Origin of the sequence: Geomicrobium sediminis, from assembly GCF_016908595.1 — a bacterium.
Classification (GTDB): domain Bacteria; phylum Bacillota; class Bacilli; order Bacillales; family Marinococcaceae; genus Geomicrobium_A; species Geomicrobium_A sediminis.
In genome coordinates, this window is the sequence record NZ_JAFBEC010000006.1 from 199249 (window position 1) to 225032 (window position 25784).

General features: G+C 42.6%; 27 protein-coding genes. 15 read left to right on the forward strand and 12 right to left on the reverse strand.

Annotated features, from left to right (window positions below):
- Positions 1-67 precede the first annotated feature (67 nt).
- Positions 68-949, forward strand: a complete 882-nt coding sequence (locus tag JOD17_RS11550) for a LysR family transcriptional regulator (RefSeq protein ID WP_204697887.1) — start codon at positions 68-70, stop codon at positions 947-949.
- A gap of 34 nt (positions 950-983) precedes the next feature.
- On the opposite strand, the gene JOD17_RS11555 is transcribed toward JOD17_RS11550, so the two are convergent.
- The 6 genes from JOD17_RS11555 to JOD17_RS11580 are packed head-to-tail and all read right to left on the reverse strand — an operon-like array spanning position 984 to position 8049.
- Complete coding sequence (locus JOD17_RS11555) at positions 984-2429, reverse strand: amidase family protein (protein WP_204697889.1); 1446 nt, start codon at positions 2427-2429, stop codon at positions 984-986.
- Positions 2426-3397, reverse strand: coding sequence for an ABC transporter ATP-binding protein (locus tag JOD17_RS11560; RefSeq protein ID WP_239575455.1), 972 nt, complete (start codon positions 3395-3397; stop codon positions 2426-2428). The genes JOD17_RS11555 and JOD17_RS11560 overlap by 4 nt, the downstream gene beginning before the upstream one ends.
- Positions 3398-3454: 57 nt before the next feature.
- The gene (locus JOD17_RS11565; RefSeq protein WP_204697894.1) at positions 3455-5131 is read right to left on the reverse strand and encodes a peptide ABC transporter substrate-binding protein; all 1677 of its coding nucleotides are present in this window, start codon (positions 5129-5131) and stop codon (positions 3455-3457) included.
- Positions 5132-5154: 23 nt separating this feature from the next.
- A complete protein-coding gene (locus JOD17_RS11570; RefSeq protein ID WP_042360602.1) occupies positions 5155-6165 on the reverse strand; it encodes an ABC transporter ATP-binding protein in 1011 nt (336 codons plus the stop codon).
- Between the two features lie 4 nt (positions 6166-6169).
- A complete protein-coding gene (locus tag JOD17_RS11575; protein ID WP_204697896.1) occupies positions 6170-7114 on the reverse strand; it encodes an ABC transporter permease in 945 nt (314 codons plus the stop codon).
- 2 nt (positions 7115-7116) lie between these two features.
- Positions 7117-8049, reverse strand: a complete 933-nt coding sequence (locus JOD17_RS11580; protein ID WP_042360604.1) for an ABC transporter permease — start codon at positions 8047-8049, stop codon at positions 7117-7119.
- Between the two features lie 264 nt (positions 8050-8313).
- Here JOD17_RS11580 and JOD17_RS11585 point away from each other — a divergent pair, with 264 nt between their 5' ends.
- Positions 8314-8832 carry a type 1 glutamine amidotransferase domain-containing protein gene (locus JOD17_RS11585; RefSeq protein ID WP_204697898.1) on the forward strand — a complete coding sequence of 173 codons (519 nt, stop codon included), beginning with the start codon at positions 8314-8316 and terminating at the stop codon, positions 8830-8832.
- A 64-nt stretch (positions 8833-8896) separates the two neighbouring features.
- Here JOD17_RS11585 and JOD17_RS11590 read toward each other — a convergent pair whose 3' ends face one another.
- Entirely contained in the window at positions 8897-9856 is a 960-nt protein-coding gene (locus JOD17_RS11590) for an MBL fold metallo-hydrolase (protein WP_204697900.1), read from the reverse strand.
- A gap of 99 nt (positions 9857-9955) precedes the next feature.
- Between JOD17_RS11590 and JOD17_RS11595 the strand changes: the two genes are divergently transcribed.
- The 7 genes from JOD17_RS11595 (at position 9956) to JOD17_RS11625 (ending at position 15244) form a co-directional block, all read left to right on the forward strand.
- On the forward strand, positions 9956-10510 hold the full coding sequence (locus JOD17_RS11595; protein WP_204697902.1) for a histidine phosphatase family protein: 555 nt from the start codon (positions 9956-9958) through the stop codon (positions 10508-10510).
- A 70-nt stretch (positions 10511-10580) separates the two neighbouring features.
- Positions 10581-11420, forward strand: a complete 840-nt coding sequence (locus JOD17_RS11600) for an aldo/keto reductase (protein ID WP_204697903.1) — start codon at positions 10581-10583, stop codon at positions 11418-11420.
- Between the two features lie 107 nt (positions 11421-11527).
- Complete coding sequence (gene map, locus JOD17_RS11605) at positions 11528-12271, forward strand: type I methionyl aminopeptidase (protein ID WP_204697904.1); 744 nt, start codon at positions 11528-11530, stop codon at positions 12269-12271.
- 60 nt (positions 12272-12331) lie between these two features.
- Complete coding sequence (locus JOD17_RS11610) at positions 12332-13189, forward strand: NAD(P)-dependent oxidoreductase (protein WP_204697905.1); 858 nt, start codon at positions 12332-12334, stop codon at positions 13187-13189.
- A 15-nt stretch (positions 13190-13204) separates the two neighbouring features.
- Positions 13205-13384, forward strand: coding sequence for a hypothetical protein (locus tag JOD17_RS11615; protein WP_042360611.1), 180 nt, complete (start codon positions 13205-13207; stop codon positions 13382-13384).
- 348 nt (positions 13385-13732) lie between these two features.
- A complete protein-coding gene (locus JOD17_RS11620) occupies positions 13733-14455 on the forward strand; it encodes a 3-ketoacyl-ACP reductase (RefSeq protein ID WP_204697906.1) in 723 nt (240 codons plus the stop codon).
- A gap of 72 nt (positions 14456-14527) precedes the next feature.
- Positions 14528-15244 (forward strand): 3-ketoacyl-ACP reductase, encoded by a 717-nt coding sequence (locus JOD17_RS11625; protein WP_204697907.1) that lies wholly within the window; start codon positions 14528-14530, stop codon positions 15242-15244.
- A gap of 137 nt (positions 15245-15381) precedes the next feature.
- On the opposite strand, the gene JOD17_RS11630 is transcribed toward JOD17_RS11625, so the two are convergent.
- Positions 15382-16134: a class I SAM-dependent DNA methyltransferase gene (locus tag JOD17_RS11630; protein ID WP_204697908.1), complete on the reverse strand. Its 753-nt coding sequence runs from the start codon at positions 16132-16134 to the stop codon at positions 15382-15384.
- Positions 16135-16209: 75 nt separating this feature from the next.
- Between JOD17_RS11630 and JOD17_RS11635 the strand changes: the two genes are divergently transcribed.
- Positions 16210-17382, forward strand: coding sequence for a serpin family protein (locus JOD17_RS11635; RefSeq protein WP_204697910.1), 1173 nt, complete (start codon positions 16210-16212; stop codon positions 17380-17382).
- Between the two features lie 68 nt (positions 17383-17450).
- Entirely contained in the window at positions 17451-18176 is a 726-nt protein-coding gene (locus JOD17_RS11640) for a MerR family transcriptional regulator (RefSeq protein WP_204697912.1), read from the forward strand.
- Positions 18177-18274: 98 nt separating this feature from the next.
- Here JOD17_RS11640 and JOD17_RS11645 read toward each other — a convergent pair whose 3' ends face one another.
- From JOD17_RS11645 to JOD17_RS11660, 4 genes are all read right to left on the reverse strand, one after another.
- On the reverse strand, positions 18275-18985 hold the full coding sequence (locus JOD17_RS11645) for an ABC transporter permease (RefSeq protein ID WP_204697914.1): 711 nt from the start codon (positions 18983-18985) through the stop codon (positions 18275-18277).
- Positions 18982-19827 carry an ABC transporter ATP-binding protein gene (locus JOD17_RS11650; protein WP_204697915.1) on the reverse strand — a complete coding sequence of 282 codons (846 nt, stop codon included), beginning with the start codon at positions 19825-19827 and terminating at the stop codon, positions 18982-18984. Before JOD17_RS11650 ends, JOD17_RS11645 begins: the two co-directional genes overlap by 4 nt.
- 108 nt (positions 19828-19935) lie before the next feature.
- On the reverse strand, positions 19936-20886 hold the full coding sequence (locus tag JOD17_RS11655; protein ID WP_204697917.1) for a LytTR family transcriptional regulator DNA-binding domain-containing protein: 951 nt from the start codon (positions 20884-20886) through the stop codon (positions 19936-19938).
- Between the two features lie 103 nt (positions 20887-20989).
- Positions 20990-21472, reverse strand: coding sequence for a small multi-drug export protein (locus JOD17_RS11660; RefSeq protein WP_204697919.1), 483 nt, complete (start codon positions 21470-21472; stop codon positions 20990-20992).
- Between the two features lie 378 nt (positions 21473-21850).
- Here JOD17_RS11660 and JOD17_RS11665 point away from each other — a divergent pair, with 378 nt between their 5' ends.
- The 4 genes from JOD17_RS11665 (at position 21851) to JOD17_RS11680 (ending at position 25708) form a co-directional block, all read left to right on the forward strand.
- Positions 21851-22822 carry an LPXTG cell wall anchor domain-containing protein gene (locus JOD17_RS11665; protein WP_204697921.1) on the forward strand — a complete coding sequence of 324 codons (972 nt, stop codon included), beginning with the start codon at positions 21851-21853 and terminating at the stop codon, positions 22820-22822.
- Between the two features lie 17 nt (positions 22823-22839).
- Positions 22840-23379, forward strand: a complete 540-nt coding sequence (locus JOD17_RS11670; RefSeq protein ID WP_338028787.1) for a class D sortase — start codon at positions 22840-22842, stop codon at positions 23377-23379.
- 294 nt (positions 23380-23673) lie between these two features.
- Positions 23674-24864 (forward strand): thiolase family protein, encoded by a 1191-nt coding sequence (locus JOD17_RS11675; protein WP_204697922.1) that lies wholly within the window; start codon positions 23674-23676, stop codon positions 24862-24864.
- A 1-nt stretch (position 24865) separates the two neighbouring features.
- Positions 24866-25708 carry a 3-hydroxyacyl-CoA dehydrogenase family protein gene (locus JOD17_RS11680; RefSeq protein WP_204697924.1) on the forward strand — a complete coding sequence of 281 codons (843 nt, stop codon included), beginning with the start codon at positions 24866-24868 and terminating at the stop codon, positions 25706-25708.
- Positions 25709-25784: the final 76 nt, after the last annotated feature.

Genomic DNA, 25784 nt, shown 5'->3' on the forward strand with positions numbered 1-25784 from the left:
GCTTTAGTTATTCACAACATGAATAATTGAATCCATATGATCGATAATTTCAATGAGGTGAAATGGGATGGATTATGATCAGTTAAAAACGTTTCTCGTCGTAACGGAATTGAATAGTTTTACAAAGGCAGCTGCGTTCTTACATATTACGCAATCAACCGTAACCTCTCGGATTGCAAAGTTAGAGGAATTCTATGGTGTCCGTCTATTTGACCGAAACAACCGAGATCTTAGACTTTCAGCGAAAGGATTAGAGTTGTTGCCATTTATGCAACAACAATTAAACCTCTATGAAAAAACGAAACAAATTGCAACGACACACACACATAGCCAAGAACTAAAAATCGCAGTGACGCAATCAACTTGGAATTCATTCCCTGTACGTCGAGTGTTTTCTTTGCATGAAAAGATCCCGAATCTACACGTGCAGATTACGACGGATCATTCACCTGCGATTATTCAACACGTGTTAGATGGGCGCATTGATTATGGTATCGTCTTTAATTTACCAAGAGCGAAAGCCATCCGCGCTTGGCATCTGGGACGGCACCATTATGCGTTATATCGTCATACCGAAGTTGACATAGGTGCAGACTTTGATTTAGCGAGTCTTCAAAATGAACGTTACATTAAAGTGAGTTGGGGCATTCCTTTTCAAAAGTGGCTAGAAAAACACGGCATACAGCACCAGAAGTCACCGGTTGAAGTCTCTCATGGAAATCTAGCAAAGCAAATCATTATTGAGCAAAAAGGGATGGGCTTTCTACCTCAAGAAAGTGTCGTCAATGAACCGAGTTTAGTTGAAGTACCCCTCGGTGTTGAGTGGGCCTATCAAGATTATTATGCGATTTGTTTGAAGAACCATCCAGAGACAACGGTCTATCAAACGATGAATCACTTTCTAAACGAAGGTAAGGTTAGAGGTGAGATTGAGAGTATGAACCACTAAAAAGCCGACCGAGGAAATTTCTCCGGTCGGCTTTTCATTTTGGTTTCTTGCGATGTTGTGTCGCGTGTTCATAACTAAAGGCAAGTTCAATTAATGTTCGTTCTTCGAACATCGGTCCAGTGAATGTTATGCCAAACGGCTGTCCATTCGCTTTATAACCTGCAGGTACTGAGATTGAAGGTAAGCCTGCACGAGCGGCGACGGCAAAGCCAGCAGCACTAGGGAAGACGATCGCATCCAGTGCGTGATTTTTCATCACATTTTCAATCGCGTGTTCGTCGTGCAGTCCTTGGTTTAGCAGTTTTTGCATAATCCATTCGGAGTTTGCTAGTTCTTCTTTACGATCGGTGCCACTAATGAAGCTATCGAAACCGTAAGGTTGTAAACGGGCGTGTTGGAAGTATGTAGTAAGGAACTCATCGAAATTAGCGTAACCTGTCGATGGTTTTGCTCTTTTAAAGAATGTGTTTAGCGAATGCTTAATTTCATAACGTAATAAGCTAGGAATTTCTTTTTCAACGTCTGGAATTGTAATGTCTTCGATGACTTCAACTTCTTGTTTTCTCAACACATCAATGGCAGCTTCAAAGCGATGTTGGTCGACATGTTCGACCTGATCATCTGGTACTTTCCCGCGGTATACACCGATTCGTTTGCGTGCTAGACCGTCAACGTTTAGGTGATCACAATAATTGGACGTGTGACTAGGGATCCCATGTGTCGTATGATCTCGTTCACAGCGACCGGCAATAACATCTAGAAGAATAGCCGCATCTTCAACGGTACGTGCCAACGGACCTGCAACATCTTGTGAATACGATAGCGGAATCACACCTTCACGACTTACGAGCCCGAACGTCGGTTTAATCGTAACGAGTGAATTACGTGTCGCAGGGTTAACGAGCGACCCTGACGTCTCAGTACCGATACTGACAGCAGCGAAATTGCTAGCAATTGCAGCTGCTGAACCAGAGCTACTGCCCCCAACATCAAACTCATGTGGTCCGTACGGGTTCAAGACGAGGCCGCCACGACTGCTAAAACTATTCGGCATTCCTTCGCGCCCAATACGATGAGCAAGTTCTGTCATGTTCGCTTTTCCGAGAATAACAGCTCCCGCTGAACGGAGCTTTTTAACGAGCGCTGCATCTTCATCTGCTTTCCAGTCCTTTAAAGCATAAGCGCCAGCGCTCGTTGAGAGTGCATCGCCGGTTTGAATGTTGTCTTTTAGTAGAACAGGGATGCCGTGTAAAGGTCCAACTAAACCAGACTGAGCGTATTGAACGTCGAGTCCTTTAGCGATTGCGATGGCATCTGGATTGATATCGAGTACGGCGTTAATGCTAGGACCATCTTGGTCATAAAGAGCGATTCGTTCAAGGTAATACATCACAAGCTTTTGTGACGTTAATTGTCCTTGTCGAAAAGCCGTATGGATCTCTTGAATGGTCGTCTCTTCGTGCCAGTACGGCGCAATCATCGGTTCTCACCTTCATACAAGTGGCATGAAACGAAGTGACCAGGTTTCGCTTCTTGCCAAGTCGGCTTTACGGTTGCACAAATGTCCATCGCTTCAGGACAACGAGTTCGAAAGACACAGCCGCTCGGCGGATTGACTGGACTCGGAACTTCACCTTCAACGATGATGCGCTCCCGTTGTTCTTCTACAACCGGATCCGGCACTGGAATCGCTGAAAGAAGTACGTTCGTATAAGGGTGGAGAGGATCTGAATAAAGTTGTTCACTCGTTGTTAATTCAACAATATTACCTAAGTACATCACACCGATGCGGTCGCTAATGTGTTTAACCATTGCAAGGTCATGCGCGATAAACAAATACGTGAGGTTGCGCTCCCGTTGCAAATCTTTCATTAAGTTAACGACTTGCGCTTGAACGGATACATCAAGTGCCGAAATAGGCTCATCAGCAATGATAAATTCTGGATCAAGAGCCAGCGCACGTGCGATCCCAATTCGTTGCCGTTGCCCGCCACTAAATTCATGGGGATACCTGTTAGCGTGTTCTCGTTGAAGACCAACCGTTTCGAGAAGCTCATAAACGCGCTCTAGACGATCTTTTCCTTTATGAATGTTGTGGATATCCATCCCTTCAGCAATGCACATTGCAACATTCATACGAGGGTTTAATGATGCGTATGGATCTTGAAAGATCATTTGTACTCGTCTGTAAAATGAACGGCGGTTTTTCCCACGTAACAATTCAACGTCATTGCCTTTATATCGAATTGTACCGTCACTCGTTTTATAGAGATTAATGATCGTGCGACCTGTAGTGGACTTTCCGCATCCCGATTCACCGACAAGTCCGAGTGTTTCACCTTTATAAATTTCAAAAGACACACCATCAACGGCTTTGACAACTTGGTTTTTATCAAGGGGGAAATGTTTTTTGAGGTTCGTAACTTCAAGTAATTTTTCTTGTGTCAATGCATTCACCTGCCTATGAACGAAGGAAGGTGCCCATTACCTGGGCACCGATTCGCTTTAGTCTAAACTTGCGTATTTAAACTCAACAAAGCCTACAGGATGACGAACAATATTGTTTACTTCTGGTTTATACAGGAATGTATGGTTATAGAAGTAAAGTGGTACAATTGGCGCCTCTTCCATTAACAATGCTTCTGCTTCGAGAAGTAAATCAAAACGTGCATTTGCATCATCTTCTTCATAACTTGAATTAATCAATGCATCGAACTCTTCATTACTGAAATCAGTACGGTTCATTGGGTTGTCTGTAGTAAAGTTTGTTAAGAAGTTGATTGGGTCATTGTAACCACCTAAGAATGAAGAACGAGAGTATTGAAGCTCAAGACCTTGTTGTGCTTCCATGAATACTGCCCATTCACTGTTCTCAAGTTGAATATCAATCCCTAAGTTTTCAAGAATCATTTCTTGAATGGCTTGAGAAACAATGCTGTGTTGATCTGATGTGTTGTATGAGAACGTTACTGTAGGGAGCTCGTCATAGCCTTCTTCTGCCATACCTTCTTCAAGAAGTTGTTGTGCAGTTTCAGGATCATAAGGGTAGTGACTGTCAGCAACATCGCGGAAGTCTTCCCCATCTGGAGTTAGGAAACCATAAGCGACAAAACCTTCAGCAATGTTTTCGTCTCCTTGAATAATGCGGTCAACGATAATTTGGCTATCGATTGCATAGTTAAATGCTTGACGGATTTTCTTGTTGTGGAATGGTTCTTCGTTTACATTAAAACGTTGGAATTCAATTCCTGCACGTGGTGCTACGAAAGCATCTTCGCTATCGATTAACGTTTCGATCATGTCAGCTGGCATTGCCACAGTATCAAGAGTTCCATCTTCATACAATTGATAAGCTGTAGAAGAGTCATCAATCATTTCATATTGAACACCATCAAGTGCAACGTTTTCTGCATCCCAATAATCTTCATTTCTTTCAAGAAGAATTCGTACATCATGGTCCCATTCAGCCATTTTGAAAGGTCCGTTTGTTACGATCGTATCAAGGCTACCTGCCCAGTTATCATCTTCTTCAACCGTTTCTTTATGAACCGGGAAGAGTTGTGGCATTGCTGTAATTGACGGGAAGAACTCCGTTGGATTTTCTAAAACGACTTCAAGTGTTTGATCATCAATTGCTGTAACGAGAACATCTTCTTCATCCGCTTCACCTGCGTTGAACTCTTCAGCACCAGCAATCCAATAAGAATGTTGTGCTGCAGGAGATGCGGTGTCAGGATCTGCTAAACGTTTCCAAGAAAATTCGAAGTCTTGAGCGGTGACAGGTTCACCGTTTGTCCATGTGATGCCTTCACGTAAGTTAAACGTGTACGTTAATCCATCTTCAGAAACATCCCAGTCTTCTGCCATTGCAGGCTCTGGAACAGCTTCATCAGCACCAAGGCGAGTCAATCCTTCGCCGATGTTGTTAAGAACATCATAGGAATATTGGTCGTTTCCAATCGGTGGATCTAAAGACGTCGGTTCAGATTCATTGTTGACGACAAGAACATTTTCTCCTGCTTCACTTTCCCCTGCTGCGCTGTCATCAGAGTCAGTTTCCTCTGTGTCAGTCGCATCATCATCACTTTCTTCGCTATCGCTACCTTCATCTGAACAAGCAGCAAGAACGAGTACCATGCTTAACATTAATGTAAACATGAGCATTAGCCATTTCTTCTTCATCTTCTTTCCCCCTAAATGATAGTTTATGAGTGAAGCTGTTTTATAGATGGAGCTCGCTCATCTTGTAGCCAACAATGAACATAATGCGATTCATTGCAATCAGTTCTAGGTGGAGCGACCTCTTTACACACTTTCATCGCGTAATCACATCGCATGTAAAAGGGACACCCTACTGGAGGGTTCATCAAGTTAGGTGGTGTACCTGGTACAGGGATTAATGGAACGTCCCGGTTGCCATCCATTCTTGGAACAGATTTCAAAATGCCTTCGGTGTACGGATGACGATGTTCTTTGAACACCTCATAGCTCGTACCCGTCTCAGCGATTTTACCTGCATACATGACACAGATTCGATCAGCGATTTGAGCGACAACGCCAAGGTCATGCGTGATAATAATAATTGCGACACCTGTTTTTCTTTGAATCTCTTGAAACAATTCAATAATTTGAGCTTGGATGGTGACATCTAATGCTGTTGTAGGCTCATCGGCAATCAAAATGTCAGGCTTACAAACGAGAGCCATCGCAATCATTAACCGCTGCCTCATCCCACCGCTAAATTGGTGTGGATATTGCTTCATTCGTTTATCAGGATCGGCGATGCCCACAAGACGAAGCATCTCGATTGCTTCTTTTGTTGCTTCGTCTTTAGACATCTTTTGATGTCGTAGCAAGCCTTCACGGATTTGCTCCCCGACTGTAATGACGGGATTTAAGGAAGTCATTGGATCTTGAAAGATCATGCCCATCTCAAGCCCGCGTAGCTTTTGCATTTGTTTTTCTGTTTTGGTTGTTAATTCTTCTCCTTTATAGCGAATGCTCCCAGACTTTGGTGGTGTGGAGACGAGACGCATGAGACTTTGAGCAGTGACGCTCTTTCCGCATCCCGATTCACCAACAATGGCTAACGTTTCACCTTTATATAAGGAAAAGCTTACCCCTCGAACGGCCTGCACTTCCCCTCGTTTAGTGGGAAATGAGACGTGAAGATCATCAACCTCTAACAGTAATTCTTTTGTTGTAGCTTCAGTCATTTGCTCACTTCCTCATTTTAGGGTCGAGTGCGTCACGTAAACCGTCTCCAAAGACGTTAAAAGCAAACATCGTCAAAGAGATGAAAAACGCAGGGAAAAATAATCGCCACCAATAACCGGTTTGAATAACACCTAATGCATCATTGGCCATCGTACCCCAACTTGCCACAGGTGCTTGTACACCTAGTCCTAAGAAACTTAGAAAAGCCTCAGCAAAAATGGCTGTTGGTATCGTAAGTGTCATGGATACGATGATTGGGCCGGATGTGTTCGGTAACAAGTGCTTACGAATGATCCGATTATTACTTCCTCCTAAAACGCGAGAGGCGAGAACGTATTCGGCATTTTTGAGTTGGAGAACTTGTCCTCTTACGAGCCTAGCCATACCGATCCACCCAGTAATAGAAAGAGCGATAATTATCGTAAACAAGCCTGGTCCCATAACGACCATTAATAAAACAACAACGAGTAGGTATGGGAGACCATACAAGACATCGACGATACGCATCATTACGTTATCGACTTTGCCACCGCGATAACCCGATACGCCTCCATAAGTAACACCGATGACAAATTCAATTAAGGCCGCTGCAAGTCCAATAAATAAGGAAACTCTTGCGCCGTACCATACACGCGTGAATACATCTCGTCCTAATTCGTCTGACCCGAACCAGTACGTTGAGTTTGGAGCCGTGTTGCTATTTAAAATCGATTGAGAGCGATACGTGTGCTCAGTAAGGAAAGGTCCAATAATCGCCATAATCGTTAGTAAGATAATGAGGATTAGACCTGTGACAGCAAGCTTATTCGCAAACAAGCGCCCCATCACATCTTTCCAGTAACTATCTCCTTTATGATGAATCGTTTCTTGTTGTTCTTCTTTCGGCAGAGGAACAAACCATTCATCAGGGACGTTAGAGGCCGACTTCTTCGGGCTTCTATCTTCCATGTTTATTCCTCCTTCTTATGTAGTTGTATTCTTGGATCTACAATGCCGTAAACAACATCAACGATAAACATCATAATAATAAAGATTGTGCTGTAGATAATCGTCGTTGCCATAATCATTGGATAATCCCGGTTCGTAATACTTTCGACGAAGTATTGACCAACTCCTGGTATTGCGAAAATTCGCTCAACTACAAAGCTTCCAGTGAAAATACTTGCAACGAGAACACCAAGAATTGTAATGACAGGTAGCAATGCATTTCGAAGTGCATGCTTAACGACGATTTGGAAATTAGATAGCCCTTTTGCTTTGGCGGTCTTAATATAATCTTCGGTTAATACTTCAAGCATGTTCGAGCGAGTCATCCTTGCAATAATGGCAATTGGACCAGATGCAAGGGCGAGTGCAGGCAAGATCGCATGCCGCCACGTTCCCCATTGAGCTGTTGGGAAGAAATCGAATTGACTGCTTATGTATTGAATGAATAACATGGCTTGAATAAAGTTCGGAATGGAAATTCCGATGATGGCGATAAACATCGTCATATAGTCAATCAACTTATTATGTCGGAGTGCTGCTAACACACCTAAAATGATTCCAGAGATGACTGCTAAGATCAGGGTCACTAAGCCGAGTTGCAGTGAGGCTGGAAAACCACTGGCCAGCATGTCGCTAACTTCACGTGAACGAGTCACCATAGAAGGTCCAAAATCAAAAGTGATGGCATTTTTCAGATAATTTAAATATTGTAGGATGACAGGTTGGTCGAGATTGTAATGAGCCATCATATTCTCTCGAGCTTGGTCACTCATCCCAACGTCATCAATATCTAGCGGACTACCAGGAGCAAAACGCATGAGAATAAAGGTGACGGTGATGATTACCCACAGCGTAACAATCATCCATAAAAACCGTTTTCCAATAAATTTCAGCAAATCGTCATGTACCTCCTTTCATATCATTGTAAAGTAATCCGACAAGCGATAAATCGCACATCAATAACATGAATTAGTTATAGTCTAACAATAATGTAAACGACAACATCCGTCAATAAAATGATAGACAATTTGTAAAATGATGAAAAGTGATTAATATATCAATATAGCAATATAACGAATGAGTAGTGGGATGTTTACATAGAAATAGAAATGGGAATCAATTTACTAGAACACAATTAGACTTGAAAGGATGTTTCTCTCATGAGTAAAAAAGTAGCTGTACTCATTACAGATTTATTTGAGGATATTGAATACACAGATCCAGCGAAGAATCTTGAAGGAGCCGGTCATGAGCTTGTTACCATTGAGAAAGAAGCAGGCAATAAAGTAACGGGTAAGCAGAATGATACGACGGTTACCATTGATAAAGGAATTGACAATGTCAAACCAGAACAGTTCGATGCTTTATTGCTACCAGGTGGTTTTTCACCAGACATCCTTCGTGGCGACGATCGCTTCGTAGAATTTACGAAAGCATTTGCTGATGCTGGAAAGCCAATTATGGCCATTTGTCACGGTCCCCAACTGCTCATCAATGCAGACGTATTAAAAGGTAGAACAGTCACTGGCGTAAAGCCGATTGTTCCTGATTTAAAGAACGCAGGTGCAAACTTCAAAGATGAAGAAGTTGTCGTGTGCCAAGGAAATCTCGTAACAAGTCGTACACCAGATGACTTACCAGCGTTCAACCGCGAATCATTAAAAGTACTAGAAGGTTAAGGAAAAGCATCCCTTATAATGGAGGGATGCTTTTTTTAGATAGTGGTTTTGACTGAATGCTCATTCATTTAACGCGATCAAAAACCGGTTCAAATTCAAATACGCCATCTTTTTCTGTCTTCATAGTCATATTTTTACTTTCCATATAATCAAGGTGTCCAATAATTTCAGACATAACGAGAGGGAACTGAGTTTCATATCGTTTTTGGTACATAGTAATTGCCAAATCATTCGCTGTCATCGGTTTTTGGAGCATTAGTTCTCGTAAATGCTCGGCTTTTTGTTGAATGCCTAGAAGGCGTTCCTGTATGAGTGCTTGATGATTCGTGATGACAGACCCGTGTCCTGGATATACGGTTTGAACGTCTAGCTGTTGGACGGTTTGCAAGGAATTGATATGTTGTTGCATCGTAAACAAACGGTTGCCATGCGTGTCGGGCTCAATTAATGCGTTACTAGAGATGTGGTGAATCAATAGGTCACCTGAAATAAGTATGTCGTCATATTGGAGTGCGATTTGGTCAGGGGCATGCCCTGGTGTTTCAACTAAGTCAAAGTCGAATAAGGGCTTGGTTACATCGATCAATGTCAGTTCGCCTTCAATTCGATTGCCAATGTTCGTCTCTTTAGAGCGTTGCAAACGATCGATTTGCTTCTCACCAAATGCTCCGCAGCCCGCTTGTTGATATAATGCTTTGTAAAAGTTAATTCGCATTTCCATAAAGGCAGGTTCTCGCGTTAAACGGTGCACCGATTCAGGATGAACGTATAACGGAACGTCAAGTTGTTTGCGAATACGATTGACGAGCCCAACGTGATCGGGATGATGGTGCGTTAAAACGATTGCAGTAAGATCCGATAACTGGAGATGATGGGTTTGTAGTGCTTCAACTAGCCCATTCCAACAATCTTCCGTATCATATCCTGCATCAATCAAAATGAGCTCGTTAGAATGTTGAACGAGATAAAAGTTAAAACTTCGAAGCGCTCGTTCAGTCTTTACATGAATGGGTATGATCTTCATCTTTTGCTACTCCTTAATGAGTGATGAACTGTCTTTTTTTGAATAGTTTATCATACTTATAGCTAGGACGTGCAATGAAAGCGAATCAGAGGTGAGGCGATGAGTACAAGTTGTTATTTTATCCGACACGCGCATGCGACTTATTCAGACGATGAGCGAAACCGTCCGTTGTCATCAGTCGGACGTATACAAAGCGAAGCAATTGCAAAGCAGTTTGAGTCCATTAGAGTAGATCAGATTGTCTCTAGTCCGTATCATCGTGCGATTCAAACGATTGAACCGTTAGCAAAGCAAAAAGGGCTGTCGGTTCAACTAGAAGATGCTTTTCGCGAAAGAGAAAGTGGACTCGGCTTTGAGCAAAACTTCAAAGAGAAGATTAAGGCACTATGGGAAAGTCCGGATTTGTATTATGGAAGTGGAGAGTCAAATGTACAAGCACAACGAAGAGGTCAGGCTGCAACAAAACAACTCATAGAAGCGTATGAAAATAAATCGGTTGTAATCGCAACGCATGGGAATATCCTGGCATTAATCCTTTCAGCCTATGATCCAACGTTTACGTTTGAATCGTGGAGAACGATGCCAATGCCTGCGGTTTACAACGTTATCGTTTCAAAAAACCAAGTGGAAATTAAGGCGATTGATCTCTCATGACTTTCTTTGAATGTCGAGTGCGTTCAGGATATAATAAACGTGTGATCATACTCACTAGGAGGGTTAGTTAATGACAATTAATTCAATCAAAGACGTTGTTCGCTTTCACAATGGGTTGATGATGCCTCAACACGGTTTTGGCGTGTATCTCATTAACGAACCTTCAGAAGCCGAGACAGCCATTCAAAAGGCATTAGATGTAGGTTATCGATCATTCGATACAGCGAAGTTGTACGAGAATGAAGGCTTAATGGCAGAGCAGTTGAGGAATAGCTCGGTGAATAGAGAAGATCTTTTTATTACAACAAAAACGCATAATGACGATCAAGGATACGATCAAGCATTACGTGCATTTCATGATTCTCTTGAAGAGATGAAGCTTGATTATGTTGATTTGTTACTCGTGCATTGGCCGAGTAAACGTCATTTTCATGATACGTGGCGCGCATTCGAACGACTTGAAGGTGAAGGATTAGTTCGAGCCATTGGCGTGTGCAACTACCAAATTGATCATCTTAAACGACTTGAGACGAAGGCGAATGTAAAGCCTGTCATTAATCAAGTGGAATGTCACCCTTATTTGACACAATATGCACTCAAAGATTATATGGAGGAAGAAGATATCGTCTTTGAGGCGTGGAGTCCGTTAGGGCGTGGGAATGTATTGAGTGACCCCGTTATTGAAAAAATAGCAAACCGCTATCAAAAAAGTCCGGCGCAAGTGGTGTTACGTTGGCATTTGCAACAAGACTCGGTCATTATTCCTAAGTCAAAGACACCTGAACGTATTGAAGAAAACGCAGATATCTACGATTTTGTTTTAACTGAAGAAGATATGATGCTCATTGACCAATTAAATCGCGATGAGCGCAGAGGGCCAGACCCAGACGTTGTGTACGAACAAATTTAATGATAGTGCATCCATTTTTTATGAAAATGGATGCTCTTTCTCTGTTGGTTGTTGATTTAATTCATAGGGGATACAATGAGAGTACAAAGATTAAAGGAGTCTAGACGATGATAGCAACAAGCGAAAAGGACATCCAAGGCTTAAAGGATGCTGGGAAGGTCATTTCTGAAATACGTGATGAAATGATTGCACAGACAAAGCCAGGTATTACAACGAAAGAACTTGATGAAATCGCAGAGCGTATGTTTAAAAAGTACGGAGCGATTTCTGCACCAATTAGCACGTACAATTTCCCAGGGTATACGTGTATCTGTGTAAACGAAGAAGTTGCACACGGGATCCCAGGAAAACGTGAAATTCAAGATGGTGACCTCGTCAATATCGATGTATCAGGGGCGTACAACGATTATTGGGTAGATACAGGGAAATCATTTGTAGCGGGTTCAACTTCAAATCCAGAGCTTGAGAAACTTTTGAAAGCGACAGATGTTGTCTTTGATGAAGGCTTAAAGAAGTTTAAGGCTGGATCGAAGATGAACGGTGTCGGCCGAGCAGTGAATCGTACCGCTAAGCAACTCGGATACACGGTGATCAAGAACTTAACTGGTCACGGCGTAGGCTCTTCACTACGAGATGAACCAGACCATATTTACAACTATTACATCCCTTGGGATCGCTCACTCTTTACGGAAGGTTCCGTAATTGCGTACGAACCATTCGTATCAACAAAAGCAGAAGAGATTTATGAAAAAGATGACGGGTGGACGTTACTCACGAAAGAGCGAGGTTTCGTTGCTCAAAAAGAGCATACGATTATCGTCACAAAAGACGAACCAATCATCGTCACGTGATAAAGAGGCGTTGCCTCTTTACATAAAGAAATCGGAATTAATAGAATACGGAGGGGTACTATGCAACTAGGATTTGTTGGAATCGGTGTAATGGGTAAAAGTATGGCGAAGCATCTTTTACAAGCGGGCCATGAAGTCAACGTGTATACTCGAACGAAAGAAAAAGCAGACGAACTTCTTACAATCGGTGCACACTGGAAATCAACATTGAAAGAACTTGCGGAAAGCTCCGAAGTGATCATTACGATGATTGGTTATCCAAAAGATGTGGAGGACGTCTATTTCAAAGAGAATGGGTTGTTGCAATCAGCAAAATCAGGAACAACGTTGATTGATATGACCACATCAAAACCATCTCTAGCTGAGCGGATTGCCAAGGCATCTGAAGAACGGGGATTTTCAGCATTAGATGCACCCGTTTCAGGTGGCGATGTTGGCGCCAAGAATGGTACACTAACAATAATGGTTGGTGGTTCGGAGCAGGCGTTCCAGCAGATGTTGCCGGTTTTTGAATTAATGGGCACGAACATCCAACTCCACGGACCTGCAGGTAGTGGACAACATGCAAAAATGTGCAACCAAATTGCTGTTGCTGCCAGCATGATTGGTGCAGGCGAAGCGCTCGGCTATGCAAAGCAAGCAGGGCTCGACCAACAGAAAGTGCTCGATACCATTTCAAAAGGAGCAGGCGGTAGTTGGACATTGAACAACCTTGCCCCACGCATGCTAAATGGTGATTTCGAGCCAGGATTTTACGTAAAACATTTTATTAAAGATATGGACATTGCGTTAGAAGAAGTCGAAGCGATGGATAAAGACCTACCAGGGCTCGCACTCGTAAAATCACTCTACGATGAACTCGCCGAAAAGGGCGAAACAGACAGTGGAACGCAATCGATCTACAAGCTTTGGCAATAAGATAAGGGGTTTGGCATGAAAGAAATTCTGAAAGACAAAACCGTACTATTTCCGATGATCTCAGCGCTACTCTTAACCGCAGTTTCCGCATTCATCATGTACGTTGGCAGTTTGCTCTGGATTATATTCTTTAGTCTAGCTCAAATTAACCTATTCATCGGAATCTATAGAGCACTACAACATTCACGTTCCTAAGATTTGCAACTGTCGTTGCAAGTCTTTTTTTATGGTACAGCGGCGAGGGTGTAGCAAGCGGAGGCGAGGGTGTAGCAAGCGGGGGCAGTGGTGTAGCAAGCGGAGGCGAGGGTGTAGCAAGCGAGGGCGAGGGTGTAGCAAGCGGAGGCGAGGGTGTAGCAAGCGAGGGCGAGGGTGTAGCAAGCGGAGGCAGTGGTGTAGCAAGCGAGGGCGAGGGTGTAGCAAGCGGAGGCGAGGGTGTAGCAAGCGGGGGCAACGGGTGCAAGAGCGAAGCTTGTAGTTTCAATCAATGGACATGCACGGCAAGTTAACTTACCATGGTCACAAAGAGAAGGAGGTTGCTGCTTTATGCAAACGATTCATGGAAAGTACGCAGTGATTACAGGTGCAGGTCGTGGGATCGGTAGGTCGACTGCTATTGCGCTCGCTCGTGAAGGTGTCAACGTTGCGCTGTTAGGGAAAACGATTGAGAACCTACAAAGTGTGCAAAAGGAGATCGATTCTTACGGTGTTCAGTCGCTTGCCATTCAAATGGATGTAAAAGATGCGTCAAATGTTCAGTCAGCAATCCAAGAAGTGTTACAAACGTTTGGTGCGGTTGATATTTTAATTAACAATGCGGGTATTGGCGCGTACGGCAAATTCATGGAGTTAACAGAAGACGAGTGGGACAATGTTTATGAAGTAAACGTCAAAGGAGTGCTTCGGGTAACGCAGGCAGTATTGCCACACATGATTGATCGACGTACCGGGGACATTATTAACATCTCGTCCACATCAGGTTTACGCGGTACGGAAGGATCAAGTGCTTACAGTGCTACGAAGTTTGCATTGCATGGACTTACAGAATCGTTAATGAAAGAAATGCGGAAGCATAAAATTCGTGTACAAAGTCTAAGTCCTAGCCGTGTTATTACAGATTTTGGTGGCGGGAAAAATCGTTTAACCGATGAAGAAGCGGAGCACTTTATGCAAGCGGAAGACGTAGCCGATGTGATTGTATCGAAACTAAAGTTACATCCGCGTATGTTCGTGAAACATTCAGAGCTTTGGGCAACGGACCCGCAATAAGCGTAGGACGAGACATTTTCACCTGTGCATCGTATAATGAGTGTTCGATTAAAGACATAGGGAGTGAGATTGATGCAACAATTAACTGGTAAAACGGCAGTGATTACAGGTGCTGGTCGTGGAATCGGTCGTTCAACGGCAATTGCATTTGCCAAAGAAGGCATTCATGTAGGCCTCATTGGACGTACGATGGAAAACCTTGAAAACGTCGCAAAAGAGCTCGAGCAGTATGATGTAAACGTAAGTGCTGCTACTGCTGACGTAAGTAATTTAAGTGAAATGGAAGAAGCGTTCAATCACATCACGAGTGATTTAGGAACGATTGATATTCTTATTAACAATGCGGGTATTGGTAAATTTGGTGGTTTCTTAGAGCTTTCACCTGACGAGTTCCAAGAAATTATTAATGTAAATCTCAACGGTGTGTATAACGCAACGAGACTTGCACTACCTGCAATGATTGAACAAAAAGCGGGTGACATTATTAACATCTCATCCACAGCAGGTACAAAAGGTGCACCTGTAACGAGTGCATATAGTGCATCGAAATATGCGGTGATGGGCTTAACGGAATCACTCATGCTTGAAGTGCGTAAACACAACGTTCGTGTTTCTGCGTTAACGCCAAGTACAGTAGCCACGGATCTAGCGGTCGATAATGGCTTAACAGATGGTAATCCAGAAAAAGCAATGCAACCTGAAGACTTAGCGGAGCTGATCGTAGCGCAGCTTAAGTTACATCCTCGTGTATTTGTTAAAACAGCAGGTCTTTGGGCGACAAATCCATAAAAAGAAAATCCCCCATAACGGGGGATTTATTGTGGATAACCAGTGTTAACAGAACATTCTAGTTGTAGGAATGTTAACAACATCGTGAATATGTGCATAAGTCGCCTAGGTTATACACTTATTCACAGGGTGAATGATTATTTTTTCGCTTCGAACGTAATGGTAGTCGCGTCACGATGCGCAGGTTGTTGATAAATATAGTCGCTTGAAACAACGATGTCCATAAAGCCCACTTCGCTCAAAAAGCTTCGAAATTCCTCTACACCGTACCATCGTATCTCAAGCGTTTGTAACTCCGTGTCGGTTTTTTCACCGTTTGTCCACTTCTCATAAACAATTTCTTTCGTAAATGTCTGTTCAATCCAATTGTTCGAAAGTAGTGTACTTGTTATCCGGATTCCGGTTTCTTTAGTTAGATGGATGTGAGAAACCGTAGGATCATCCTCAATCGGACCAGGTGAAATGATGTCTATAATGAGTTTACCACCTGCTTCAAGGTGATGATAAAAGTTAATCAATGCTTTTTTTGCTTGCTCACGAGAAGTGAGTAGCGAAAAGGAGCCAGTTGGTAAGACGATAGCACCGAATTTTTGATGCAACTGAACAGTCGTAACATCATCTTGAATCAATGTAGGATCGTACCCGTTTTTCGTTGCATACGCTTTGCATAGATCTAGCATTTCTTTAGACGTATCGACACCGACGACTGTAAATCCTGCATCGATCAGTGGGAATAGCATACGTCCAGTACCAGAAGCAGGTTCTAGAATCGGTGAAGTGATATGTTGTAAACGTGAGATGTAATATGGTATGTCACCATTTATGGAACTGCCAATTGGTTTTGTTTTTTCGTAAACGGCTGTTGATAATTCTCCATATGATTTATACATGTTGTCCCCCTTTATTCTTTCATTGTAACGCTTATGGAAAAAAGAACGAATAGTAAGATAAAGGGGTGACGTCTGATGAAGTGGTGGACAAGTGTCGGAGGAGTGTGTTTAATGGTCGGATTGACTGGATGTGGCGTTCAATCAAGCGAACAAGCAAGCGCGAATCTGGAAGAATCACTAGAGCAAGATCGGCAACTTGAGTTAGCAGTGCAATTAATAGAACATGAAGATGAAGGCAATCATATTTTGTCGCCGTTTAGTATTTACTTAAGTTTAATGATGGTCGCAAATGGGACGAGTGGTGACAGTGAACAGGAAATCTATAAAGCGCTCCAGTTAGAGAGTGTCGACCGTGAAGAAGAAAATAGAAAGATTCATGACTGGTTAACCTACTTATCCATGGATCGAGACGTTGAGATTGGTATTGCGAATTCAATTTGGGCGAAAGAACAAGTAACGTTCCTTGAACCTTACGTCACTACGATTGAGGATACGTTCTATGGAGAGGTGAGGGAATTAACAGGGGTTAAAGAAATTAACGATTGGGTGAAGGATAAAACTAGCGGTAAAATCAATCGCCTATTTGAAGATGAATTATCTGAGGAAATCGTGGCACTGCTCGTTAATGCGACGTATTTTTATGGGAATTGGCAAGATCCGTTCACGTTACTAGAAGGATCTAATGAGAAGTTTACAAATCTTGATGGATCAAAAGCCGTTGTTGAATGGATGAACCGAGTTGATGATTTTAGCTATGTGGAGGGTGAACAATATCAAGCGGTCCGACTTCCATATGCTGATGAAGAGACGTCGATGACCATTGTGTTGCCAGGCGAGGGAGTGTTTACAGATGTTTTACGCGAAATCCCTAACATTATGAGCAGTAGCGATTGGTCAACGAAAGAAGTGGATGTGCAAATCCCAACGATTGAACTAGACAATGAATATAATTTAAACGATACATTGAAACATTTAGGTATGGAAACAATCTTTAATTATATGGAAAATAACATGTTTGAAGGTAGTGGAAGTAATTATTCAATAGATGATGTTATCCATAGAGCAATCATTGAAATCGATGAAAAAGGCACAGAAGCAGCTGCGGTGACTGCTGTATCTGTTATGGAAACAAGTGCATCGATAACACCACCGGTCCATTTCACCGCCGATCGACCATTTTATTTTCTAATTGAACATGAGCCAACAGGAGCAACATTGTTCTTTGGCTCTTATGCAGAGGTAAACTAAATTTTAAAATCATTGTTGACTCTAACGTTACGTTAGCCCTTATCGTCAAATGTGAAGGAGGGAATGCAATGCTGCAAGTGAAAGAAGTTTCAAAGCTAACTGGTGTTAGTGTGCGCACACTTCATCATTATGATCACATCGGTTTGTTAACACCGGAGAGTACGACAGAAGCGGGGTACCGCCTCTATTCACAAAAAGACTTAATGCATTTACAAGAAATTCTGTTCTTTCGAGAGCTTGGCTTCCCTCTGAAACAAATAAAATCCCTCATGAGTGATCCGTCTTATTCACGAAGTGATGCGTTGCGTATGCAAAAACGATTGTTAACCGACCGTGTCACGCACATTCAAGGAATGATAGAGATGATTGATGGGACACTTGAGGAGCGAGAAGGAGATCTTGATATGACCGAAGAACGTCATTTTAAAGGATTTAAATTTAGTGAAAGTGATTCGTATGAAGCAGAAGCAAGAGAGTTGTACGGTGATCAGGCTGTAGATGAAGGCAAAGCGAAGATCAAAGGAAATGAACAAGTGCTTCAAGAAGAAATGAATGATATTTACCGTGAGTTAGCACAGACGATGGAACACAACCCAACGTCGGAAGAGGCTCAAGTGGCAATCGAGAAGTGGTATAACTACTTGAATCGAATGGGTTCATACTCAAAAGAAGCATTTGCCGGTCTTGGCGAAATGTACATCAGTGATGAGCGTTTCCAACAGAATATTGATCAATTTCGACCAGGCTTAGCCGAGTGGATGCGTGATGCGATGAAGGTATACGCAGGAAATTAAGTGTATAAAAGCAAAGGGAATTTTCCCTTTGCTTTTATACGTTTAAATACTAGAACTAGCCTACAACGATAAATTATTTCCTAGGACATAGTAGAGGATTATGTGTATCGTTGTTTTCGATATACGACTGCAAAAATAATACTAATAACGGTAATCCAACAGAGCGTCACGACTAAGCTAAACCACGGAAATGAACCGCCATAAAAACTTACATGAAAAGCATCGTAAAAGATCTCAATCGGTAGAAAGCGTTTAATTGTATAAATGAAGGCTACATTGTATAGATCAGCCATCGAAGAAATAAAATACATACCCATGATAACTGGAAAGAGTGTGATCATGATTTGTCCATTATTGTTCGCGAGAAGTCCGACCGTTGAAGATAATACAATGCAAAAAAATGCGACAGGAATCACAGCAACGAGGAAATAACCCCACGATATTGGAACTTGTAGAATGAGTAAGCTCAGAAGTACCCCAATGAGAGATAAACAGAAATAGTGAATGTTTTTACCGATTAATAGTTCTGCGATGCTTGTTGGGGTATAAAGCAACATTCGGAGTGTCCCTTTCTCTTTTTCTTCCGCAAGCGAGTTGGCGGGGACAACCCCAGAGATAAATAAAAGGTTTAGCAAGATTACACCAACGTACATCTCAAACATCATGTCTAGATCACTTGGCATCACGTAAGCAAACATCAGTGCCATTCCGACGGGAATTAGCAACACAGGGACGATATTCGCGCTTTTCATCGAGTCTTTACGATCTTTACGTACAATTGCAAAAATTCTTTTCATCGATAGGCTCATGCAAATTTCCTCCCTGTTACGTCTAAAAAGATGTCCGTTAATGAAGGTTCGTCACTGTGGATCGATTGGACTTTACGACTTTCAATGGCGTTTCGAAGTGACGTCATTCCCGTATAACTATTGTTGAACGTCTCAACGTTCCCATCAGCAAATGTCACCGTAACTGTCGGTGCAGCGTACGTGCTACGGATTTGAGCAGGTTCGCCACAAAGATAAATTGTACCGTCAATCATAAATGCCACACGGTGACAGAGCGATTCAATTTCGTTCATATCATGAGACGTTAGAAAAATGGTTGAGCCTTGTTCATTGAGTTGACGTAAAAACGCATGAACATTTGCTTTTGCGCTCGGGTCAAGGGAAGCAGTGGGCTCATCAAGTATTAAGATTTCTGGAGCATGAATGAGCGCTGCGGCTAGATTCGCTCGTTGCTTCATTCCTTTTGATAAATGTTTGTAGGTGGTCTTTCTCGATGAGGCTAATCCGACGTGCTCCAAGATGTCTTCAATGGTACTCACGGGACGATCATATAGAGAAGCTAGAAAACGTAAGTTGTCATACAAACTCAATCGTTCGTAGAGCACACTCCGATCACTAAGAATTCCCATTTTGCTAAGCAATTGAGTATGATTGCCTGTGACACTTTCACCGAATACACGAATCGTCCCTTCGCTAGGCTTTAATTGATCGGTGAGTAACTTAATCGACGTTGTTTTTCCTACACCGGTAGGACCGACGAGGCCAAATATTTCTCCTTTGTTAATCGAGAAGTTCACGTCTGTGAGTGCCTTTTTCTCTTTGAATTGCTTGTGTACATCTTCAAATTCAATGATTGCATTCATATCATCATCCCTTTCACGTTCAGTTTGGGGGAAGATGATTTAACTAGCATTAAGTTTACGGTGAGTGGTGCATAGAGCAATGCGAATGGTGCACAATTGGACGTGAAATTACAGGACGATCCCGAGCGTTTCATAAAGTAAAGGCAATTTGCTTTTTGCAAGGGGGACGCCATCCGGGTATTTTGCAATAACGACGGTGTAACTATTTCTCGTCCACTGCATGACTTCTCGAACTCGCTGTAAATTGACGAGATATGAGCGGTGTGTTCGAAAAAAGCCGAACGGAACTAACTGTTGCTCAAGTGCTTGCAGTGTAAACGGAGAAACGTAAGACTGTTCGTTCACATAAAGCAAACATTCTCCATCAATCGCTTCGATATAATCGATTTCCTCAGGATTAAACAGCAATGTCTTTTCTGCTTGTTTCGCTGCAATCTTCTTAAACGGTGTTGGAAGAGCATCCTCACTTGAGAGTTCCACAAGCGTCGTATTTGTCATTTTATATTGTCGACCGAGGCTGAAAGGTTCAACGTCATAATCAGATAATGTGAGAAGAACAGCTTTTGCACGATTAGAATAAAGGATTAAATTGTTTGAGATTAGCTGTTTCGTCTCGTGATCGACACCGATGTATGGATTTTCTAAAATGACTATGGAGGGTTCATGAATGATTGCCCGGGCAATTAATACACGACGTTTAATGGAATCATCCAAATCTACATAGCGCATTGATTGGAACGATGTAAGCCCCCAAGTGGATAAAATTTCGTTTAAATCAGTCTTTGAGTTGTACAAGTTATGAAAGAATGCGAGGTTGTCAAACACGGAAAGTCGTTCATAAAGGGTATCTTCTAACATGAAGTAACCGATCTGCTTTTGTTGACTGAATGTTATGTGATCTTTGTTTTGACGTTGAGTATGTAAGTAATGAAGAAGGACATTCCCTTGTTTTGCACTACAATGAATAATTGCGAAATCCCCTTCGTTCACGGTTAAATCAAACGAAGGAACCACAACGTGACCGTGTTGAACGATTTCTAAGTTTGTTATCGTGTACATGCTAAGGCCTCCAATCTATATCTCGTTCAGTATATCGTCTATGATCAACGTTTTAAACAAAAAACCACAAAGGGACAGACCCTTTGTGGTTTTTCTCATATATTTAGTTGAATCCAACAAACCCACCAAATAGAGCACCGACAATTACCCAGAGGAGAATACTGATTGTATGCCAGAAGATGACACGCTTCTTATCCGCGCCTGCAGCAAGGGAGATAAATGCTGCAATATGTCCGGATGCGACTGCCGGGGCAATAATTGCAAGACCTGGTACACCGTATTTGTCGTACGTCTCTTGCGCCTTTTTCGCACGTCCTTGAATAAATCCACCACTTTTCCCAGAATTACGATTGCGTAACCACGTGAACAGTGCGTTGAATGGGATGATGACGAGCATAACAGAGATCCAGTTCCCTGCAAAACTAGCAATTGCAGATGTTACAGCTGACACACCGATGAACGAACCAACAAATGATCCGAAAAACCCTTCTAGAAATGGAATGACTCCGATTAGAGCAATCCCAAGGTGCTGTAAAAGAGGGTTCATCTCCATGAGATTTATAATAAAGTCTTGTAAAAGTTCCATTGTAAATTCGCTCCTTAAATGATGAAGTAACTTGATTACGTTTAGTATACGGGGGTTATTTCGATGATCGGCATATTTCGTTTAAGAAGGTACGCTTTGTGTCATAAAGCGTCTTAGCTCGTATGAAACGTCCGATAAAGACGTTTCGTAACATGGTCGATGTCGTAAAACGTCCAAACCCTGTCGCGAAGCGTCCGACATCTTAATGAAAATGTATTTTTTTATTTTTCAAAAAAGGAGTGACTTTTTTTGGGAAATCATTATACTAAGATCAGCTTTACATTTCTGTACCACTAACTCATGGGAAGAAGGAAAAAGAAGATGAGAAGAAGCAGTCTTCGCGGTGTGGATTACAAACGTAGGTTACATACGGGGAGGATGCGTAAGAGTCGTCATTTGCGCAATGTTATTGCGTTGTCGGCACTTGCAGCAACAACATTTGCTGTAACAGATGGAGTGGTACAAGCAGAGTCTAAACCAGTAGAGCACGAGGCAAACGTCATTGAAGAAACGGTTTTAGAAAACAACGTCGAATTCGCACTAGAAGGCATTGACGTTGAACTTGTTCATGAAGTTGAAGAAGGTGAAGGTACAGAAATTATTCTTGAGTCAGATCAAGAAGAGCAACTTGTCTTAGACGAGGAAGCGGAAGTAGACGAACCTGTTGTAGATGAGGAAGAGAGCAACACAGAAGAGTCAAATGAAGAAGTATCAGATGTGGAAGAAGAGCAACCGGTTGAAGATGTGCCACCTGTTGATGAAGAACAACCCGTTGAGGAATTGCCCGTCGTAGACGACGAAGTTGAAGCGGAAACACCAATAGATCAAGATCAAACTAAACCAAAACCACCGTTTGATGGTGAGTGGGAATATGTTGAAGTGGAATATGGATTTTGGATTCCGACTGGTCCAGTTCCAACTGAATTTACAGAAGCGGATGCAGAGAAGTGGATCTCTTACCTTGATTCATTAACTGAAGAAGAGATCTGGATTTGGATCGACCTCATTAGTGATGAATGGTTTTTTTACATTATTGAATTAATTGATTGGTACTTCGATGAAGAATGGTTGATCGAGATCCCTGAAGAAGAATGCAATGAAGGCGGTGCCGTGACACCAACGACACCAGTTGAAAAACCACCAGTGAAAGAAGTAACACAAGTAAAGCATGTTGAAAAAGAGGCTGGCCCGGTCCTGAAGAAATCAAGTGATACGTCTAAAGCGAGCACAACGGGTGAAAAACTTCCAGATACCTCTACTGATATGTACAACGTCGGTTTTGCTGGGTTACTCGCATTACTTGCAGGAGTGGCGATGAGGTTCCGTCGTAAATCAACGCCAGAATCGTGAGGCGAGTAGTCAGTATTGTGTTCATCATCGTTGGGGTTGTATTACTAAGTGTTGCAACGTACGACTATATGACAACGAAAGTGAGCACGGACCAAGCGATTAGTCGTGCTGCTGAAGTCGTAGAAGAGTCAAAAGAGATTAAAAAGATGGAAGCATTCCAACCTGAGCTTGGGGAGCCTGTAGGTGTGTTAACCATCCCTAAGCTCGACGTATCATTACCAATTATTGAAGGAACAGAAGAAGAAATGCTCGCGAAAGGTGTTGGGCATTTTACGTCTACAGCTTGGCCATCTGAGGGGGAACAAATTCTTCTGTCAGGTCATCGAGATACCGTATTTAAGAACTTTGGTGAGCTTGAAGTTGGCGATGTATTTATCGTTGAACTTTCATACGGTACGTTTGAATATGTCATACGTTCGCATACGATCGTAGACAAAGATGACACGTCGATTATTCGAGAGATGGGTGAGGAAATGTTAACCTTATCCACATGTTATCCATTTCACCTTTTGGGCGCTGCGCCTGAACGCTATGTCATTTATGCTGAACCCGTTTAATTATGAACAGCGGCTGTCAATAGGCAGTCGCTTTTTCATGGAATGAAAGTTATCAATTCAGAACTTTCATTTTTTTGTTATAATCAATATAATCGTAGTGATTGCTACGGTTAATTCGGAATGACAAAAAGGGTAGAAGATGTAGAGTCACTTCAAAAGCGGAGGTCACGTGATGATGAAATACGTATAAATCACACTATCTGAAAGAGCTGGAAGTCACTTCACTCTATCCCATTTACATAATACGTAGACAGTAATGCACTAACTCTAGAAGTCAACGAAGGAGCGAATGAAATGAAGCGTGAAGATGTCGTTATTGTTCAAGCAGTTCGTACTGCGATTGGTCGTGCAGGTGGAAGTCTTAAAGGGGTAAACAGTGGTCATTTAGCTTCTGCTGTTATTGAAAGCGCTATTATGAAGAGTGGAATTGATAGTCGAAACGTTGATGAGGTCATTATGGGTGAAGTGCGACCAATGACCGAATCTTCGAATGTGGCAAGGGTTGCAGCACTTCGAGCCGGTGTGCATGAAGAAGCAACAGCGTTTACTGTAAATCGTCTTTGTGCTTCAGGGATGCAAGCGATCGGTTCAGCAGTTCAACAGATTACGTTTGGTCAAGCTGAAGTCATCATAGCTGGAGGGACAGAGAACTTAAGTCAGGCACCGATTTATTTACGTAATTCTAGGTATGGTGAAGGTAATCCTCATCTTGTAGATTCAAATTTAGAAGCAGGTCAGCAACCACAAGAAATGTATGGCAAAGACTTAGGCATGGGAATGACGGCAGAGAACGTTGCTGAGCAATACAAGGTTAGTCGAGAAGACCAAGATGCGTTTGCGTTAGAAAGCCAACGCCGTGCCAAAGATGCGATTGAATCGGGGCGTTTTAAAGAGGAAATTATTCCTATTGAAGTGAAAGAACGAAAGCGGAGCTTTACGTTTGACGTTGATGAGCACCCGAGAGAAACGACGCTAGAGAAATTAGCAAGCTTACGCCCAGCATTTAAAAAAGACGGCAGTGTGACAGCAGGAAATGCTTGCGGACGAAATGACGGCGCCGCGGCAGTGATGCTGATGACGAGAGGCAAAGCAGAAGCACTTGGGTTAAAGCCACTTGCAACTGTTGTTGACTGGGCAACAGCTGGTGTGTCACCAAATGTGATGGGAATTGGTCCTGTACCTGCTGTTCAGAAACTACTCGCTCGTACGAAACTACAAAAAGAAGACATCGGTGTGTGGGAATTAAATGAAGCATTTGCTTCTCAAGCACTTGCAGTCATTCGTGAATTAGGAATAAGAGAAGAAGATGTAAATCGTAACGGTGGAGGAATTGCACTAGGTCATCCACTCGGTGCAACAGGTGCTAGAATTACAATTTCATTGTTGCATGAAATGATTCGTTCTGATGAAACGTACGGTGTGTCCACGCTTTGCGTCGGTGGTGGTCAAGGAATGGCAATGTTATTGAAAAAGGAAGTGAACTAACATGAGTACGATTGCGGTCATTGGAGCAGGAACGATGGGGCGAGGCATTGCCTATACCGCAGCCATACAAGGGTTTGCTGTTCAACTTTACGATGTGTATGAAGATGCTCTTGAACGCGCCAAAGTAGAAATTGAACGCTTAGGAGCGAAAAGCTTTGAACGTGGCTATTTGAATGAAGAAGAACGAGAGCGGTTACAGACGATTACGTACAATGGTTCGCTACAACATGCAGTCGAGTCAGCTGACGTGGTGATTGAAGCGGTGTTAGAAGAGATGAGTCTGAAGCTCTCTGTTTTCAAAGAGTTAGATGAGTATGCACCAGCTCATGCGATTCTAGCAACGAATACGTCGACGTTAAGTCCAACGGAAATTGGTGCGAATACGAGTCGACCAGATAAAGTAATTGCGATGCATTTCTTTAACCCGGTTTATCGCATGAAGTTAATTGAGATTATACGCGGCTTAGACACGTCCGATGAAACCGTGAATACGATCGAAGCGATCGGTCGTGAACTAGGCAAAGAAACGGTCATCGTCAATGAGTTCCCTGGGTTTGTGACGAGTCGAATGAACTGCCTCATTGGAAACGAAGCGATGAACATGCTTATGGAAGGTGTGGCGTCAGCTGAAGATATTGATAAAGCAATCAAGCTCGGCCTCAATCATCCGATGGGACCACTTGAACTTGCGGACCTTGTTGGTCTAGATAGCCGTCTTCGAAATATGAATGCATTACACCGAGCACTTGGTGAAAAGTATCGTCCGTGCCCGATATTAGAGAAGTACGTAAAGGCGGGAAGACTCGGTAAGAAGTCTGGTCAAGGCTTTTACACATATGAGTAACGGTATGAAAGATTCCTAACATGAAAGGTTAGGAATCTTTTCTATGCTAAAATAAAGAAAACATCACAGATTTGAG

Excerpts from the sequence above, each read along its gene's own strand:
- JOD17_RS11550 (WP_204697887.1), top strand. The coding sequence starts at position 68 with ATGGATTATGATCAGTTAAAAACGTTTCTCGTCGTAACGGAATTGAAT.
- JOD17_RS11555 (WP_204697889.1), bottom strand. The coding sequence starts at position 2,429 with ATGATTGCGCCGTACTGGCACGAAGAGACGACCATTCAAGAGATCCAT.
- JOD17_RS11565 (WP_204697894.1), bottom strand. The coding sequence starts at position 5,131 with ATGAAGAAGAAATGGCTAATGCTCATGTTTACATTAATGTTAAGCATG.
- JOD17_RS11570 (WP_042360602.1), bottom strand. The coding sequence starts at position 6,165 with ATGACTGAAGCTACAACAAAAGAATTACTGTTAGAGGTTGATGATCTT.
- JOD17_RS11575 (WP_204697896.1), bottom strand. The coding sequence starts at position 7,114 with ATGGAAGATAGAAGCCCGAAGAAGTCGGCCTCTAACGTCCCTGATGAA.
- JOD17_RS11585 (WP_204697898.1), top strand. The coding sequence starts at position 8,314 with ATGAGTAAAAAAGTAGCTGTACTCATTACAGATTTATTTGAGGATATT.
- JOD17_RS11590 (WP_204697900.1), bottom strand. The coding sequence starts at position 9,856 with ATGAAGATCATACCCATTCATGTAAAGACTGAACGAGCGCTTCGAAGT.
- JOD17_RS11595 (WP_204697902.1), top strand. The coding sequence starts at position 9,956 with ATGAGTACAAGTTGTTATTTTATCCGACACGCGCATGCGACTTATTCA.
- JOD17_RS11600 (WP_204697903.1), top strand. The coding sequence starts at position 10,581 with ATGACAATTAATTCAATCAAAGACGTTGTTCGCTTTCACAATGGGTTG.
- map (WP_204697904.1), top strand. The coding sequence starts at position 11,528 with ATGATAGCAACAAGCGAAAAGGACATCCAAGGCTTAAAGGATGCTGGG.
- JOD17_RS11610 (WP_204697905.1), top strand. The coding sequence starts at position 12,332 with ATGCAACTAGGATTTGTTGGAATCGGTGTAATGGGTAAAAGTATGGCG.
- JOD17_RS11615 (WP_042360611.1), top strand. The coding sequence starts at position 13,205 with ATGAAAGAAATTCTGAAAGACAAAACCGTACTATTTCCGATGATCTCA.
- JOD17_RS11620 (WP_204697906.1), top strand. The coding sequence starts at position 13,733 with ATGCAAACGATTCATGGAAAGTACGCAGTGATTACAGGTGCAGGTCGT.
- JOD17_RS11625 (WP_204697907.1), top strand. The coding sequence starts at position 14,528 with ATGCAACAATTAACTGGTAAAACGGCAGTGATTACAGGTGCTGGTCGT.
- JOD17_RS11630 (WP_204697908.1), bottom strand. The coding sequence starts at position 16,134 with ATGTATAAATCATATGGAGAATTATCAACAGCCGTTTACGAAAAAACA.
- JOD17_RS11635 (WP_204697910.1), top strand. The coding sequence starts at position 16,210 with ATGAAGTGGTGGACAAGTGTCGGAGGAGTGTGTTTAATGGTCGGATTG.
- JOD17_RS11640 (WP_204697912.1), top strand. The coding sequence starts at position 17,451 with ATGCTGCAAGTGAAAGAAGTTTCAAAGCTAACTGGTGTTAGTGTGCGC.
- JOD17_RS11645 (WP_204697914.1), bottom strand. The coding sequence starts at position 18,985 with ATGAGCCTATCGATGAAAAGAATTTTTGCAATTGTACGTAAAGATCGT.
- JOD17_RS11650 (WP_204697915.1), bottom strand. The coding sequence starts at position 19,827 with ATGAATGCAATCATTGAATTTGAAGATGTACACAAGCAATTCAAAGAG.
- JOD17_RS11655 (WP_204697917.1), bottom strand. The coding sequence starts at position 20,886 with ATGTACACGATAACAAACTTAGAAATCGTTCAACACGGTCACGTTGTG.
- JOD17_RS11660 (WP_204697919.1), bottom strand. The coding sequence starts at position 21,472 with ATGGAACTTTTACAAGACTTTATTATAAATCTCATGGAGATGAACCCT.
- JOD17_RS11665 (WP_204697921.1), top strand. The coding sequence starts at position 21,851 with ATGCGTAAGAGTCGTCATTTGCGCAATGTTATTGCGTTGTCGGCACTT.
- JOD17_RS11675 (WP_204697922.1), top strand. The coding sequence starts at position 23,674 with ATGAAGCGTGAAGATGTCGTTATTGTTCAAGCAGTTCGTACTGCGATT.
- JOD17_RS11680 (WP_204697924.1), top strand. The coding sequence starts at position 24,866 with ATGAGTACGATTGCGGTCATTGGAGCAGGAACGATGGGGCGAGGCATT.